Consider the following 15,872-nt stretch of genomic DNA (forward strand, 5'->3'; position numbering starts at 1 on the left):
CATGTAAATCTTTTGGGCAAGGCCGGGCTGGCGTCAGCCGCGTCTGGTGGGGCTTTTCCAGTACTGGAAGGGTTCGGCGTAGACCTCGGCGTCCAGTTCGGCGGCGCGGGTGAGCAGGCGCGCCTGGGCGTCGGCGACGGCCTGGTTGTAGACGACGGGCGCGATCTCCTGCAGGAAGAAGTCGAGCAGGGTGGAGGCGCCGAGTAGGCCGACGGGAGGGTCGTCGTCCAGCTGTTCGGCGCAATAGCGTTCGATCGAGGCGATGGCCTGCCGGCGGGCTGCCGGGTCCAGTTTGATCTTCATGGTTTGCGCCTCAGCGCCGCTCGGTGTTGCCGATGCTCATCAGCATGCCCATGCCGACCGCCAGCGACACCGTCGCGGTGCCGCCGTAGGAAACGAAGGGCAGCGGCACGCCGACCACCGGCAGGATGCCGGAGACCATGCCCATGTTGACGAAGGCGTACATGAAGAAGGTCAGCGTGATCGAGCCGGCCATCACCCGACCGAATAGCGTCTGCGCGCGCGCGGTGATCATCAGCCCGCGGCTGAGCACCGCCAGGTACAGCACCAGAAGCACGATATTGCCGATCAGGCCGAACTCCTCCGACCACACCGCGAAGATGAAGTCGGTGGTGCGCTCGGGGATGAATTCGAGGTGGGTCTGCGTGCCGGACAGCCAGCCCTTGCCCCACGGCCCGCCCGAGCCGATGGCGATGGTCGACTGGATGATGTGGTAGCCGTCGCCCAGCGGGTCCTGCGTCGGGTCGAGCAGGGTGAGCACGCGGCGCCTCTGATAGTCGTGCATGAAGTGCCAGACGAGCGGCAGGCTGGCCAGGAAGGCGGCGCCGCCGCCGAGGATGACCTTCCACGACAGCCCGGCGAAATACAGCACGAAGAAGCCTGAGGCCATGATCAGCGTCGCGGTGCCGAGGTCGGGCTGCTTGAGGATCAGCGTGCCCGGGATCAGGATGATCACCGCGCCGACCACGTAGTGCCACCAGCGGATCTGCCCCTCGTGGTGCTGGAAGTACCAGCCGAGCATCATCGGCAGCGCGATCTTCATGATCTCGGACGGCTGGATGCGCACGAAGCCGAAGTCCAGCCAGCGCTGCGAGCCGTTGACGATGATGCCGAACAGCTCGACGCCGACCAGCAGCAGCACGCCGACCACGTAGATCGGCGGCGCGAACATCATGATGCTCTGCGGTCGGCTCCACGCGAGGAACCACAGGATGCCGAACGACAGCGCGGTGTAGACCAGCTTGTTGTCGATCTTGCCGAAGGTCTCGTTCGACGCCGAATAGAGCACGGCGAGGCTCAGCACGTTGATCACGGCGAGCAGCAGCACCAGCGGGCCGTCCAGCGGCGCGGTGACCGCCTGCCACAGTCGCTTAAGCGGATGGGGATGCATCGGTCTTCTTCTGCGGGAGGGGGGCGCTCGCGGCGGCGGGCGCGCTGGCGTCGGCCGCGGGCGGCACGGGCTTGAAGGTCTTGAGCTGGCCGGCGACCTCGGGCGGCACCTTGCCGGTCAGGTAGTAGTCGATCACGCCGCGCGCCAGCGGCGCGGCGGCAGCGGCGCCGAAGCCGGCGTTCTCGACGATGACCGCCAGCGCGATGGTCGGCTTCTCGGCCGGCGCGAACGCGATGAACCACGAGTGGTCACGGTGCTGCTCGGCCAGCGCGGCCGCGTTGTACTTGGCGCCCTGCTTGATCTGCACCACCTGCGCGGTGCCGGTCTTGCCGGCCAGCCGGTAGCTGAGGCCCTGGCCCAGCCGCCACGCGGTGCCGCCTGGCTTGACCACCGCTTCCATCGAGCCCTTGATGTAGTCGAAGTACTCGGGCTTGAACGCGAGCTGCTTTTGCGGCGCGGGCTCGACCGGGGTCTGCTTGCCGGTCTTCGGGTCGACCACTTCCTGCACCAGGTGCGGCTTGAACACCTTGCCGTCGGAGGCGAGGATGGCGGTCGCGTTGGCCATCTGCAGCGGGGTGTACGCGTTGAAGCCCTGGCCGATGCCGATGCTGACCACGTCGGCCGGGTACCAGCGCTGGTACTCGGGCTTCATCTTCGAGAAGCGTTTGGCCTTCCACTCCTTGGACGGCAGGATGCCCGCTGATTCGCCGTCCAGGTCGATGCCGGTCCGGCTGCCCAGGCCGAATTCGGCGAGGCGCGGGTGGATGCGGTCGATGCCCATGTCCCACGCCAGCTTGTAGAACACGGTGTCGCTGGAGACCGCGATCGCGCGGCTGAGGTTGGCCATGCCGTTGCCGGACGGTTTGCTGTCGCGGAAGCGGTGGCTGGAGCCGGGCAGCGTGAAGTAGCCGGGTGCCGGGCGCACCTCGTTGGGGCCGATGGCGCCGGCGTCGAGCGCGGCCATCCCCATGAAGGGCTTGAAGGTCGAGCCGGGCGGGTACAGCCCGCGCAGCGCGCGGTTGACCAGTGGCTTCTCCCAGTCTTCGTTGAGGCTCTTCCAGGTCACGGTGTCGATGCCGTCGACGAACAGCGAGGGGTCGAAACCGGGTTTGGAGACGAAGGCGAGCACGCCGCCGGTCTGCGGGTCGATCGCGACCAGCGCGCCGCGGCGCTTGCCGAACAGCTTGTCGGCGACGTCCTGCAGCTTGATGTCGAGCGCCAGGTGCAGGTCGCTGCCGTTGGTGGGCGCGCTCTGCCTCAAGCTCCTGACCGCGCGGCCGCCGGCGTCGGTTTCCATCTCCTCGAAGCCCGGCCTGCCGCGCAGCATGTTCTCGTACGTCTTCTCGAGGCCAAGCTTGCCGATATGGGTGGCGCCGCGGTAGTTGGCGGTCAGTCCGTCTTCCTGGATCTGCTCCTTCTCGCGCGGGCCGATGCGGCCGATGTAGCCGAGCACATGGCTGGTCAGTTCGCCGAACGGGTAGTCTCGGAACAGCCGCGCCTTGACCTCGACGCCGGGCAGGCGCCAGCCGTTGGCGGCGACGCGTGCCGCTTCCTCGTCGGTCAGCTTCATCTTCAGCGCCGAAGGCTCGAAGCGGCGGTTCTCGCTGAGGAATTTCTTGAAGCGCTTCATGTCGCGCGGGGTCAACTCGACCAGCTGGCCGAGTTCGGCGACCGTCGCGTCGAGGTCCGCGGTCTCGGACGGCGTCACTTCCAGCGTGTACGCCGCGTAGTTGCGCGCGAGCACGACGCCGTTGCGGTCGACGATGCGGCCGCGGCTCGGCTCGACCGGCACCAGCGAGATCGAGTTGTTCTGCGCGAGCGTCGAGTAATGGTCGTACTGGAAGAACTGCAGCCACGCGAAGCGGCCGGCCAGCACCAGGAACATCAGCACCATGAAGGCGTAGGCGACGATCAGGCGCAGCTGCAGCTGGCTGTCGTCGCCGCGGGCCGGGGGCAGGTGGCGCTTGCGGGGCATGGTGTCAGCCCTTGCGGTAAGGCAGCAGCATCAGCTTGGTCAGCAGCGGCCACAACAGCGCGCCGATGATGGGCGGCAGGAAGTAGGAAAAACCGACGAAGGCGGCGCCGGTCGCCATGCGCGCGAGCACCATGATCGCCTGGTTGCACAGCATCAGACCGAGCACCACCAGCGACTGCTGGCCGAGGCCGAGCATCACCAGCTGGCGCTGGCGGTACTGCGCAAGGTAGCAGGTGACCGAGTAGGCGAGCGCGTGCTGGCCGAACAGGCCGGCGGTGGCGATGTCGGCGGCGAGGCCGGCGGCGAACGCGGTGCCGACGCCGACCATGCGCGGCTGGTTGATCGCCCAATAGAGCACCAGCAGGCCGACAAAGTCGGGCATGAAGCGGGTCGAGCCGACCGGCAGCGGCACCAGTTCGAGCAGCAGGGCGATGGCCAGGGTCAGCCAGACAAAGCGCAGGCTGACCGGCTTGAGCAGCTCCTGGGGGTGGTCGAGCGACATCGGGGCTACTTTCCTGCCTTGGTTTCGGGCGCCGGAGCGGCGGGTGGGGGAGGCGGCGGTACGTTGCGCACCGGCAGCACCAGTACGAAGCGGCCGTGGTCGAGGCCGCCCAAGGGGCGGGTGATCGCGCGCACGAAGGCGTTCGACGAGGTGCGGTCGACGCGCTCGACGCGGGCGACCGGCAGGCCGGACGGGTACACGCCGTCGATGCCCGAGGTCAGCAGGCGGTCGCCCGGGCGGATGTCGGCGCCCATCGGCAGGTAGCGCAGCTCGACGCCGCCGCCGTAGCCGTACAGGATCGCACGCACGCCGGTGCGCTCGAGCATCACCGGCACCATCTGGTGCTTGTCGGTGACCAGGGTGACCTCGGCCGACAGCGGCTGCACGCGGGTGATCTGGCCGACCAGGCCGCCCTCGTCGGTGACCGGCTGGCCGCGGGCAAGCCCGGCGTCTTCGCCCTTGTCGACGATGATCTTGTGCGAGAACGGGTCGCGGCCGGTGTACAGCACCTCGGCGATCTGGCCGCCGCCGCCGAGCGACGTGGACAGCGCGTGCGTCTTGCGCAGCTCGGCGAGGTCGGCCTGCGCGGCGCGCAGACGGTCGATCTCGGCCTTCTGCTCGAGCGCATGGTTCTTCAGCGCGTCGTTCTCTTCCTTCAGCGTCGCCTGCGCGACGAACAGCTCGCCCAGGTGGCGGACGGCGGAGACGGGCAGGTTGGCCGCGCGCTGCAAGGGGTAGAGCACTACCGACACCGCTTCGCGGGCGCGCTCCATCAGGCCGAAGCGGCTGTCGGCGACCAAGAGCGACAGCGACAGCAGCACGCAGACGGTCAGCCGCGCAGCCGGCGACGGCCCGTGACGGAAGAAACTGGGCGTATTGGCGAATTCCATCGGCACAGCCTCACGCCGCGCCAGGGCGCGGCGTGTCGAGGGGGATCAGGGGACGTTGGTGAAGATGGTGCCGTGCTTGTCCATCTTGTCGAGCGCCTTGCCCGAGCCGCGCACCACGCAGGTCAGCGGCTCTTCGGCGACGAACACCGGCAGGCCGGTCTCTTCGGCCAGCAGGCGGTCGATGTCTTTCAGGAGCGCGCCGCCGCCGGTGAGCACCATGCCCTTCTCGGCGATGTCGGCGCCCAGTTCCGGCGGGGTCTGCTCGAGGGCGATCTTTACCGCGGAGACGATCTGGTTCAGGGGTTCGGTCAGCGCCTCGAGGATCTCGTTGGACGACACGGTGAACGCGCGCGGGATGCCCTCGGCCAGGTTGCGGCCCTTGACTTCCATCTCGCGCACTTCCGCGCCCGGGAAGGCCGAACCGATGGTCTTCTTGATCTCTTCGGCGGTGGTCTCGCCGATCAGCATGCCGTAGTTGCGGCGGATGTAGTTGATGATCGCCTCGTCGAACTTGTCGCCGCCGACGCGCACCGAGTTGGAGTACACCACGCCGCCCAGCGAGATCACGCCGACTTCGGTGGTACCGCCGCCGATGTCGACCACCATCGAGCCGGTCGGCTCTTCCACCGGCAGGCCGGCGCCGATCGCGGCGGCCATCGGCTCTTCGATCAGCTCGACGCGGCGCGCGCCGGCGGCCAGCGCCGAGTCCTTGATCGCGCGGCGTTCGACCTGGGTCGAGCCGCACGGCACGCAGATCACGATGCGCGGGCTGGCGGCGAAGAAGCGGCCCGGCGCGACCTTCTTGATGAACTGCTTGAGCATCTGTTCGGTGACGGTGAAGTCGGCGATCACGCCGTCCTTCATCGGGCGGATCGCCTGGATCGAGCCCGGGGTGCGGCCGAGCATGCGCTTGGCTTCGAGGCCCACCGCGAGGATGGACTTCTTGTTGGTCGGCGCGTCGCTCAGGATGGCGACGACGGACGGCTCGTCGAGTACGATGCCCTTGCCGCGCATGTAGATCAGCGTGTTGGCGGTGCCAAGGTCGATGGCGAGGTCGTTGGAAAAGTAGCCGGTCAGCGTGCGGAACATGGGAAATCCTAATCGTGGCGAACCCGCGCCTGGCGGATCCGCGAAATTCTCTTGGCGTTGGCCCTTCGCCGCCATTAATGACGGCTGTTTGCGGTGATGAAGGGCGCTGTCGATCTTGGGTGAAACTAACCGCCTATGATACCCTACAACGCTTGGAAAATTAAAGAATTCACCCGAGGTCCACATGTCGCTGACACACCAGGATGTCGCGCGTATCGCCCAGCTTGCCCGCATCGAAGTCACCGACGCGCAGGTCGAGGCGACCCTGGCGCAACTGAACAATATTTTCGGGCTGATCGAACAGATGCAGGCGGTCGACACCACGGGCATCGAGCCGATGGCGCACCCGCAGGACGTGTCCTTGCGCCTGCGCGACGACGTGGTGACCGAGACCGACCACCGCGAGGCCTACCAGGCGGTCGCGCCGCAGGTCGAGAAGGGCCTGTTCCTCGTCCCCAAAGTCATCGAGTAAGCGCCAGCGCGCGCGTGCCGCCTATGGCGGCGCATCCGAACCGACCGAGTACCCATCATGATTGAAGCCACGCTCAAAGAGCAGTCTGTCCAGCTTGCCAACAAGGACGTGTCGGCCGTCGAACTGGCCACCGCCTACCTCGCGCGCATCGACGCGCTCAACCCGGCGCTCAACGCGCTGGTCACCCTCGACCGCGAGCGCACGCTCGCCGCCGCCGCCGCCGCCGACGCGCGCCGTGCCGCCGGCGACGCGCACGCGCTGACCGGCGTGCCGCTGGTGCACAAGGACATCTTCTGCCAGCAAGGCTGGAAGACCGGCTGCGGCTCGAAGATGCTCGACAACTTCGTCTCCCCGTACAGCGCGCACGTGGTCGAGCGTTGCGACGCGGCCGGCATGGTGACGCTGGGCCGCACCAATATGGACGAGTTCGCGATGGGCTCGTCCAACGAGAACTCCTTCCACGGTGCGGTGAAGAACCCGTGGGACACCGCCGCGATCCCGGGCGGCAGTTCGGGCGGCTCGGCTGCCGCGGTCGCCGCGCGCCTCGCGCCGGTCGCCACCGGCACCGACACCGGCGGATCGATCCGCCAGCCGGCCAGCCACTGCGGCATCACCGGCATCAAGCCGACCTACGGCGTGGTCAGCCGCTTCGGCATGGTCGCTTACGCCAGCTCGCTCGACCAGGGCGGCCCGCTCGCACAAACGGCGGAAGACTGCGCGCTGATGCTGAACGTGATGGCGGGCTTTGACGCGCGCGACTCGACCAGCGTCGAGCGCGCGGCCGAGGACTACACGCGCGACCTCGAAAAGCCGCTGACGGGGCTGCGGGTCGGCCTGCCGCGCGAGTACTTCGCCGAGGGCCTCGCGCCCGACGTGGCGCGGGTGGTCGACGGTGCGGTGGCCGAATTGAAGGCGCAGGGCGCCGAGGTGGTCGAGGTATCGCTGCCGAACACCCAGCTGTCTATCCCGTCCTACTACGTGATCGCGCCGGCCGAGGCGTCGGCCAACCTCAGCCGTTTCGACGGCGTGCGTTACGGTTACCGGGCGCCCGAGTACAAGGACCTGGTCGAGATGTACGAGAAGACCCGTGCGCAGGGCTTCGGCGAAGAGGTCAAGCGCCGCATCATGGTCGGCACCTACGTACTCAGCCACGGCTACTACGACGCCTACTACCTGAAGGCGCAGAAGATCCGCCGCCTGATCGCCAACGACTTCCAGTCCGCCTTCGAGCATTGTGACGTGATCCTGGGGCCGGTCGCGCCAACCGCCGCCTTCAATCTCGGCGAGAAGTCCGGCGACCCGGTGCAGATGTACCTGTCGGACATCTACACGCTGTCGGTCAACCTCGCAGGCCTGCCGGGCATGAGCGTGCCGGCCGGCTTCGCCGACAACGGCCGCCCGATCGGCCTGCAGATCATCGGCAACTACTTCTCGGAAGCGAAGATGCTGAACGTCGCGCACCGCTTCCAGTGCGCGACCGACTGGCACCGCCGCGCGCCTGCGCTGTAAGGATGGATTGCCGGCTGCCCAAGGGCGGCCGGCCCGGATTTAAGGACTCAGATATGAAATGGGAAGTCGTCATCGGTCTTGAGGTGCACGTGCAGCTCAACACCGCGTCCAAGATTTTCTCCGGCTCGAGCACGGCCTTCGGTGCCGAGCCGAACACGCAGGCGTCGGTCGTCGAGCTGGCGTTCCCCGGCGTGCTGCCGGTGCTCAACCGCGCGGTGGTCGACAAGGCGGTCCGCCTCGGCCTCGCGCTTGACGCGACCATCAACAAGAAGAACGTGTTCGCGCGCAAGAACTACTTCTACCCGGACCTCCCCAAGGGCTACCAGATCAGCCAGATGGACCTGCCCATCGTCGGGCCGGGCACGCTGACCATCCTGGTCGGCGAAGAAGAGAAGGTGGTCCGCGTCACCCGCGCGCACATGGAAGAAGACGCCGGCAAGAGCCTGCACGAAGACTTCCAGGGCATGACCGGCATCGACCTCAACCGCGCCGGCACGCCGCTCTTGGAAGTGGTGTCCGAGCCCGACATGCGCTCGGCCGAGGAGGCCGTCGCCTACGCGCGCACGCTGCACTCCCTGGTGACCTGGCTTGGCATCTGCGACGGCAACATGCAGGAAGGCAGCTTCCGCGTCGACGCCAACGTCTCGGTGCGCCCGTTCGGCCAGGCCGAGTTCGGCACCCGCCGCGAGATCAAGAACCTCAACTCCTTCCGCTTCCTCGAGCAGGCGATCAAGTACGAGATCCAGTGGCAGATCGACACGCTGGAAGACGGTGGCCACATCGAGCAGGCGACCGTGCTGTTCGACCCGGACAGCGGCGAGACCCGCATGATGCGCAGCAAGGAAGACGCGCACGACTACCGCTACTTCCCGGACCCGGACCTTCTGCCGGTGGTGCTGTCCGACGAGGACATCGCGCGCGTCGCGTCGACCATGCCCGAGCTGCCCGGCCAGATGAAGGCGCGCTTCGTCGCCGAGTACGGCGTGTCCGCCTACGACGCCGCGCTGCTGACCACCAGCCTTGCGCACGCCGGGTATTTCGAGGCGGTCGCCCGCGCGACCGGCCAGGGCAAGCTCGCCGCCAACTGGATCAACGGCGAGCTGGCCGCGCGCCTGAACCGCGAGGGCCTGGAGCTTGCCGCGTGCCCGATCGACGCCGCGCGCCTGGCCGGCCTCATCATGCGCGTCGCCGACGGCACGCTGTCGAACAAGCTGGCCAAGCAGGTGTTCGACACGCTGTGGACGGACACGCTGGGCGCGGACGAGGTGATCGAGCGCGACGGCCTCAAGCAGGTGTCCGACGCGGGGGCAATCGAGAAGATGGTGGAAGAGGCGATCGCCGCCAACCCCAAGGCGGTCGAGGAATTCCGCGCCGGCAAGGAAAAGGCGCTCAACGCGCTGGCCGGCCAGGTGATGAAGGCGTCCAAGGGCAAGGCCAACCCGGCGCAGGTGCAGGATATCCTGCGCCAGAAGCTCGCCTGACCCGTTTGTATTGCTGTTGTGGCCGGGATGGCGCCAGTCGTCCCGGCCCTGTTGTTTTTACGGTGTTTTTCCCGCGCAGTTCACCCTCTTCATCCGCTTCCGTTTTTAACTCCCTGATTTGAATCACGATTTGGCTACGCCGCTCTTGCCTAAGTCATTGTCTCAAAAGGTGATTTAGCGCTTGGCGATATTGACCGGGTTGACAGTGTTTATTTATAGTGGCGGCAAGTGGGATAAAGTGGGTGTAAGTGGGGCATTTGCCCGAATTCGCACGGGGGAGTAGGCCGGCTCATGATCGGTGTTAGCGTCCTGTCGATCGACAACAAGGGTCGTCTGGCCATTCCGGCCAGGCACCGTGAGACGCTGCTGTCCGATTTTGGCAACAAGCTGGTGGTGACCCTCGAGTCGACCAAGACCTTGCTGATCTACCCCGAGCCCAACTGGCGTCCTGTCGAAGAGAAACTGCTCAGGATGCGTGCCGGCAGCGCGGTGTTGCAGAGCTACCAGCGTCTGGTGCTCGGCCACGCCGAGCAGCTTGAGATGGACAGCGCCGGCCGCGTGCTGTTGCCCGCGCGGCTCAGGGCTTTGGTGATGCTGGACAAGGAGGTCGCGCTGGTCGGGATGGGCAACCGTTTCGAGCTGTGGGACGCCGTGAAGTGGGAAGAACAGACGCGCGAAGCGCTGGCGCTCGACCCGGCCGCGCTCGCCGCGGAACTTGGAGATTTTACGTTGTGACTGATGTCCAATTCGAGCACCGCACGGTGCTGCTCGCCGAAGCCGTCGACGCTTTGGCCGTCCGCGCGGACGGCGTGTACGTTGACTGCACCTTCGGCCGTGGTGGACACAGCCGGTTGATCCTGTCGAAGCTGGGGTCCGCCGGGCGCCTGGTCGCCTTCGACAAGGACCCCGAAGCGATCGCCGAAGGCGAACGGCTCGCCGCCGCCGACGCGCGCTTCACCATCGTCCACCAGGGCTTCGAGACGCTCGAGCGGGAGCTGTCCGCGCTCGGGCTCGAGCGGGTCGACGGCGTGCTGATGGATCTGGGCGTGTCGTCGCCGCAGATCGACGACGGCCGCCGCGGCTTCAGCTTCCGTTTCGACGCGCCGCTGGACATGCGCATGGATACCAGCCGCGGCATGACCGCGGCCGAATGGCTGGCGTCGGCCGACGAGGCCGAAATCAGGGAGGTCATCAAGACTTATGGTGAAGAGCGGTTTGCTCGCAAGATCGCAGCAGCCATTGTTGCGCACCGGGGTGCCGAGCCCCTCGTTACGACGCGTCAGCTCGCCGTCCTCGTTGGGGAAAACGTCCGTACTCGCGAACCAGGCCAGGACCCCGCGACGCGTACCTTCCAGGCCATCCGCATCCATATCAACGGCGAACTCGACGAACTGAAGTCGGTGCTGCCGCAGGCGGTGTCGCTGCTCGCAGAGGGCGGGCGTCTGGCGGTGATCAGCTTCCATTCGCTGGAAGACCGCATCGTCAAGCAGTTCATCCGCGACGCGGCGACCGCCGACAAGCTGCCGTCCTGGGCCGCGGTACGCGCGGCGGACCTTGCCGAGGCGCCGCTGAAGGCCATCGGCAAGCCGGTGCGCGCGGGCGAGGCGGAACTGGCGGCGAACCCGCGCGCGCGTAGCGCGATCATGCGGATCGCCGAGCGGACCGCCGGCGCGTGGGAGCGCGCCGAGTGAAGATGTTGAACGCCATCTTGCTGGTGGTGCTCGTGTTGTGCGCGATGTCGGTGGTGACCAGCCAGCATATGGCCCGCAAGCTGTACATCGCGCTGGAGAAGGAGCAAAAGCGCGCCCGTGCCTACGAGATCGAGCACGGGCAGCTGTTGCTGGAACAAAGCACCTGGGGGGCGCAGGCGGTGATCGAGAAGGTGGCTGCCGACAGGCTCGGCATGCACGCGCCGGTGCCGCGCGAGATCCAGGTGCACGGTGTGGCCGGGGCGCGTCCGTGACCGGCCGCGCGTACTCGCTGCACGGCCGCAGCGTGCCCAAGCCGGCGATGCGCATCGCGTCGGGCCGGGTCACGTTGGTGTTGGGCGGCATCGGCCTCCTGTTTGTCGCGCTGGTGATCCGTGCGCTGTACCTGCAGGTCGCGCAGCAGGACTTCCTACAGAACCAGGGTGACGCGCGCTTTAGGCGCGTGCTGACGCTGGAGGCGACCCGCGGCGTGATCGCCGACCGCAACGGCGAGCCGCTGGCGATCAGCACGCCGGTGCAGACGATCTGGGCGAGTCCGGCTGGCATGGGGCCGGTGAGCAACGAGCAGGTCGGCGCGCTCGCCCGCCTGCTCGAGCTCTCGCCCGAGGAAGTGCGCGCCAAGTTTGCCGACAAGAAGCGCGAGTTCGTTTACCTGAAGCGGCAGATCAGCCCCGAACTCGCCGAGCAGGTGATGGCGCTGGGCATCCCGGGGGTGGCCAAGCAGCAGGAGTTTCGCCGCTATTACCCGGCCGGCGAGATGCTGTCGCAGGTGATCGGTTTTACCGGTGTCGACGGCAAGGGGCAGGAAGGGCTGGAGCTCGCGCGCGAGAAGATGCTCGCCGGGCAGAGCGGCAGCCGCGTCGTGCTCAAGGACCGGCGCGGCTACATCGTCGAGGACCTGGCGGCGATCGAGCGCCCGCGCGACGGGCAGACGCTGACGCTGTCGGTCGACCGCCGATTGCAGTACCTGGCGTACCGCGAGGTGAAGGGCGCGGTCGAGGCGAACAAGGCGAAGGCGGGCGCGGCGGTGGTGCTGGACGGCAGGACCGGCGAGATCCTGGCGCTGGCCAACTATCCGTCGTTCAACCCGAACAACCGGATGCAGCTCGAGCCGGAGATGCGCCGCAACCGCGCGGTGATCGACATGTTCGAGCCGGGCTCGACCATGAAGCCGTTCCCGGTGGCGATGGCGCTGGAAAACGGCAAGGCGCGCCCGACCATGCTGATGGACACCAATACCTACCGGATCGGTCCGGCGACGGTGCGCGACACGCACCCCAAGCCCCTGATGACGGTGACCGAGGTGATCCAGAAGTCGAGCAACGTCGGCTCGTCCAGGCTGGCGCTGCAGTTCACGCCCGAGCAGATGTGGACGTTTTACGACGCGGCCGGTTTCGGCCGCAACCCGCACGCCGGCTTCCCGGGCGAGGTCGGCGGGCGGCTGCGTGACTGGAAGGGCTGGCGGCCGATCGAGCAGGCGACCATGTCGTTTGGCTACGGGGTGTCGGTCAGCCTGCTGCAGCTGGCGCGCGCGTATACGGTGTTCACCGCCGACGGCAACCTGCTGCCGGTGTCGTTCACCCGCATCTCGGCGCCGCCGCCGGGGCGTCCGGTGATCCGCCCGGACACCGCGCGGCAGATGCGCGAGATGATGACGACGGTGACCCAGGTCGGCGGGACCGGCACCCGCGCGCAGGTGCTCGGTTTCAACGTCGGCGGCAAGTCGGGCACCGCACGCAAGCTGGTCGGCGGCCGCTACGTCGCAGACAAGCATATCGGCATGTTCGTCGGCTTCGCGCCGGCGACCAGGCCAAGGTTGATCGTCGCCGTGATGGTCGACGAACCGAAGGGCGGCAGTTACTACGGCGGCACGGTCGCCGGCCCCGCTTTTTCCGCCATCATGGGCGGCAGTTTGCGGGTGTTGGGCGAGGAGCCGGACAACCCGGCCAACAACACCCTGATTCCGGTCGACCGTTTGCCGGAAGTAAGAGAAGAGACATGAAGAGCATGATGACGCCGCTGCCGGACTGGGATCCGGCAGTACTGACAGCGCAGGGGATAGCACTGACCCGGGTCGAGAGCGACAGCCGTCGCGTGGGCCCGGGCGACGTCTTTTTGGCGTGCCGCGGCGAGTACACCGACGGCCGCGACTTTATCGGCGCCGCGCTCGAACGCGGCGCCGCGGCGGTGTTGTGGGACCCGGAAGGCGGCTTCGAATGGCGCGCCGAGTGGGCGGTGCCCAACGCCGCGGTGCCGGCGCTGCGCGAGCGCGCCGGCATGGTCGCCGCGCAGGCTCTGGGCTACCCCAGCCGCGCGCTGCACGTGATCGGCATCACCGGCACCAATGGCAAGACCTCGATCTCGCATTGGCTCGCGCAGGCGTACACCCTGCTGCTGCAGAAGGCCGCGCTGATCGGCACCGTCGGCAACGGTTTTTACGGCGAGCTGACCGAGACCACGCACACCACGCCCGACCCGGTGACCGTCCAGCAGCGCCTGGCCGAGTACCAGCGCCAGGGCGCGTCGGTGGTCACCATGGAAGTGTCCAGCCACGGCCTCGACCAGTACCGCGTCAACGGCGTCGAATTCGACACCGCGGTGTTCACCAACCTGACGCGCGACCACCTCGACTACCACGGCTCGATGGAGGCCTACGGCGCGGCCAAGGCGCGCCTGTTCCACTGGGAAGGCCTCAAGCACGCGGTGATCAACGCCGACGACGCCTTCGGCCGCGAGCTCGCCGCCGGCATCGATACGGCGCGCACCCGCGTCGTCAGCTATGGCCTGGGCGAGGGCGACGTGCGTCCCCTGAGCCTGACCGCCGATCTGGACGGTCTGCGCATGAGCGTGACCACGCCGTGGGGCGAGGGCGAGATCCGCTCTTCGTTGCTCGGCCGCTTCAACGCGTCGAACATGCTCGCCTGCCTCGCCACGCTGTGCGCGGGCGGCGTGCCGCTCGCCGACGCCTGCGCGGTGCTCGGCCGCATCCAGAGCGCGCGCGGGCGCATGCAGCGCGTTGGCGGCAGCCACGAGCCGCTGGTCGTCGTCGACTACGCGCACACGCCGGACGCGCTGGAGAAGGCCGCCAGCACGCTGTCCGAGATCCGTCCGGCCGGCTCGCGCCTCTACGTGGTGTTCGGCTGCGGCGGCGACCGCGACCGCGGCAAGCGCCCGATGATGGGCGAGATCGCCGAGCGTATCGCCGACATCGCCGTCGTCACCAGCGACAACCCGCGCACCGAGGACGCTGAGCGCATCATCGGCGACATCGTCGCGGGCATGCGCGCGCCCGGCCATGTCGAAGCCGACCGCGAGCAGGCGATCCACTGGGCGGTGGCCCAGGCGCGCGCCGGCGACATCGTGCTGGTAGCCGGCAAGGGCCACGAGGAATACCAGGACGTGATGGGCGTCAAGCACCCGTTCTCCGATATCCGCGTCGCCGAAGACGCGCTGACCGCATGGGGGCGCGCGCATGCTGACGCGTAAGGACGCCGCGCTGCTCGCAGGCGGCACCCTCGCTGGCGCCGACGGACAGATCCTGCGGGTGGTCACCGACAGCCGCACCGCCGGCGAGGGCGACTTGTTCGTCGCGCTCAAGGGCGAGCGCTTCGACGCGCACGACTTCGTCGCCGACGTCGTCGCGCGCGGCGCGTGCGCGCTGGTACGCGACGATTTCGTGCTCGACGGCGCGCCGCTGATCCGCGTGGCGGATACCCGCCTCGCGCTGGGCAGGCTCGCCGCCGGCTGGGCGGCGCGCCAGGGCGCACGCCGCGTCGGCATTACCGGCTCCAACGGCAAGACCACGGTCAAGGAAATGGTCGCCGCCGTGCTGCGGCATGTCGCGGGCAGCGACGCGGTGCTCGCCACCGCCGGCAACTTCAATAACGACATCGGCCTGCCGCTGACCCTGCTGTCCATCCGCCCGGCGCACCGCTTTGCCGTGCTCGAGATGGGCATGAACCACGCCGGCGAGCTGACCTACCTTGCCTCGCTGGCCCGCCCGGAGGCTGCGCTCGTCAACAACGCGATGCGCGCGCATATCGGCCACTTCGGCTCGGTCGAGGCGATCGCGCACGCCAAGGCGGAAATCTTCAGCGGGCTCGCCGACACCGGCACCGCGATCGTCAACGCCGACGACGCGCACGCCGCGCTGTTCGCCTCCGCGGCCGGCGACCGCCCGCGCCTGGCCTTCGGCCTGGGCGAGGGTGCCGACGTGACCGCGCGTAGCGTGCTGCTCGCTGCCGACGCCTGCCGCTTCGTGCTGGTCACCCCGCAGGGCGAGGCTGAGGTCAAGCTTTCCGCCGCAGGCGAACACAATGTGCGCAACGCGCTGGCCGCGGCCGCACTGTGCGTGGCGCTGGGCCTCGAGCCCGGCCAGATCGCCGCGGGCCTCGCCACCTTCGGCGGCGTCAAGGGCCGGCTGCAGCTCACGCAGGCCGCGTGCGGCGCCCGCCTGATCGACGACACCTACAACGCGAACACCGACTCGATGAAGGCGGCGGTACGCGTGCTTGCCGCTTACCCGGCGCCGCGCTTCTTCGTGATGGGCGACATCGGCGAGCTGGGCGAGGGCGCGCCGGCGCTGCACGCCGAGGTCGGCGCGGCGGCCCGCGAGGCCGGCATCGAGCACTTCTACACGCTGGGCGAACTCGCCCGCCACGCGGCGGCGGCGTTCGGCGAGGGTGCAGCTTCGTTCGACGACGTCGACGCGCTCACCACCGAACTTGAAAAGGCGCTGACAAAAGACGCCACCGTCCTGGTCAAGGGTTCGCGGTTCATGCGCATGGAGCGCGTGGTCGCGGCGCTGGCCTGAGGCGGATACCCGACTCCATAC

At 68.1% G+C, this 15,872-nt stretch carries 15 protein-coding genes; 9 read left to right on the top strand and 6 right to left on the bottom strand.

Going from position 1 to position 15,872, the window contains the following annotated elements; genetic code table 11:
- Positions 1–33: 33 nt before the first annotated feature.
- Genes E5K04_RS02850 through E5K04_RS02875 form a run of 6 tightly spaced genes read right to left on the bottom strand, consistent with a single transcriptional unit; the run spans position 34 to position 5,867 of the window.
- Entirely contained in the window at positions 34–303 is a 270-nt protein-coding gene (locus tag E5K04_RS02850; RefSeq protein WP_136551405.1) for a DUF2164 domain-containing protein, read from the bottom strand.
- 10 nt (positions 304–313) lie between these two features.
- On the bottom strand, positions 314–1,411 hold the full coding sequence (rodA, locus tag E5K04_RS02855) for a rod shape-determining protein RodA (RefSeq protein ID WP_136551406.1): 1,098 nt from the start codon (positions 1,409–1,411) through the stop codon (positions 314–316).
- Complete coding sequence (gene mrdA, locus E5K04_RS02860) at positions 1,392–3,386, bottom strand: penicillin-binding protein 2 (RefSeq protein WP_136551407.1); 1,995 nt, start codon at positions 3,384–3,386, stop codon at positions 1,392–1,394. The genes rodA and mrdA overlap by 20 nt, the downstream gene beginning before the upstream one ends.
- A gap of 4 nt (positions 3,387–3,390) precedes the next feature.
- On the bottom strand, positions 3,391–3,888 hold the full coding sequence (mreD, locus tag E5K04_RS02865) for a rod shape-determining protein MreD (protein ID WP_136551408.1): 498 nt from the start codon (positions 3,886–3,888) through the stop codon (positions 3,391–3,393).
- A gap of 5 nt (positions 3,889–3,893) precedes the next feature.
- Positions 3,894–4,778, bottom strand: coding sequence for a rod shape-determining protein MreC (gene mreC / locus E5K04_RS02870; protein WP_136551409.1), 885 nt, complete (start codon positions 4,776–4,778; stop codon positions 3,894–3,896).
- 45 nt (positions 4,779–4,823) lie between these two features.
- On the bottom strand, positions 4,824–5,867 hold the full coding sequence (locus tag E5K04_RS02875) for a rod shape-determining protein (protein ID WP_136551410.1): 1,044 nt from the start codon (positions 5,865–5,867) through the stop codon (positions 4,824–4,826).
- 184 nt (positions 5,868–6,051) lie between these two features.
- Here E5K04_RS02875 and gatC point away from each other — a divergent pair, with 184 nt between their 5' ends.
- The 9 genes from gatC to E5K04_RS02920 all read left to right on the top strand — a co-directional run bounded on the left by gatC (position 6,052) and on the right by E5K04_RS02920 (position 15,851).
- Positions 6,052–6,339 carry an Asp-tRNA(Asn)/Glu-tRNA(Gln) amidotransferase subunit GatC gene (gene gatC, locus E5K04_RS02880; RefSeq protein ID WP_136551411.1) on the top strand — a complete coding sequence of 96 codons (288 nt, stop codon included), beginning with the start codon at positions 6,052–6,054 and terminating at the stop codon, positions 6,337–6,339.
- Between the two features lie 57 nt (positions 6,340–6,396).
- Entirely contained in the window at positions 6,397–7,848 is a 1,452-nt protein-coding gene (gene gatA, locus E5K04_RS02885; RefSeq protein ID WP_136551412.1) for an Asp-tRNA(Asn)/Glu-tRNA(Gln) amidotransferase subunit GatA, read from the top strand.
- A gap of 53 nt (positions 7,849–7,901) precedes the next feature.
- A complete protein-coding gene (gene gatB / locus E5K04_RS02890) occupies positions 7,902–9,329 on the top strand; it encodes an Asp-tRNA(Asn)/Glu-tRNA(Gln) amidotransferase subunit GatB (protein ID WP_136551413.1) in 1,428 nt (475 codons plus the stop codon).
- A gap of 291 nt (positions 9,330–9,620) precedes the next feature.
- Entirely contained in the window at positions 9,621–10,064 is a 444-nt protein-coding gene (gene mraZ, locus E5K04_RS02895) for a division/cell wall cluster transcriptional repressor MraZ (RefSeq protein WP_136551414.1), read from the top strand.
- On the top strand, positions 10,061–11,020 hold the full coding sequence (gene rsmH / locus E5K04_RS02900) for a 16S rRNA (cytosine(1402)-N(4))-methyltransferase RsmH (RefSeq protein WP_136551415.1): 960 nt from the start codon (positions 10,061–10,063) through the stop codon (positions 11,018–11,020). Before mraZ ends, rsmH begins: the two co-directional genes overlap by 4 nt.
- A gap of 2 nt (positions 11,021–11,022) precedes the next feature.
- Positions 11,023–11,292, top strand: a complete 270-nt coding sequence (gene ftsL, locus E5K04_RS02905; RefSeq protein ID WP_235844232.1) for a cell division protein FtsL — start codon at positions 11,023–11,025, stop codon at positions 11,290–11,292.
- Between the two features lie 47 nt (positions 11,293–11,339).
- The gene (locus tag E5K04_RS02910; RefSeq protein ID WP_136551598.1) at positions 11,340–13,040 is read left to right on the top strand and encodes a peptidoglycan D,D-transpeptidase FtsI family protein; all 1,701 of its coding nucleotides are present in this window, start codon (positions 11,340–11,342) and stop codon (positions 13,038–13,040) included.
- Positions 13,037–14,524: a UDP-N-acetylmuramoyl-L-alanyl-D-glutamate--2,6-diaminopimelate ligase gene (locus tag E5K04_RS02915; protein ID WP_136551417.1), complete on the top strand. Its 1,488-nt coding sequence runs from the start codon at positions 13,037–13,039 to the stop codon at positions 14,522–14,524. Before E5K04_RS02910 ends, E5K04_RS02915 begins: the two co-directional genes overlap by 4 nt.
- Positions 14,511–15,851: a UDP-N-acetylmuramoyl-tripeptide--D-alanyl-D-alanine ligase gene (locus tag E5K04_RS02920; protein WP_136551418.1), complete on the top strand. Its 1,341-nt coding sequence runs from the start codon at positions 14,511–14,513 to the stop codon at positions 15,849–15,851. The genes E5K04_RS02915 and E5K04_RS02920 overlap by 14 nt, the downstream gene beginning before the upstream one ends.
- The last annotated feature ends 21 nt before the right edge of the window (positions 15,852–15,872 follow it).

Source organism: Crenobacter intestini, assembly GCF_004919095.1.
GTDB lineage: Bacteria > Pseudomonadota > Gammaproteobacteria > Burkholderiales > Chromobacteriaceae > Craterilacuibacter > Craterilacuibacter intestini.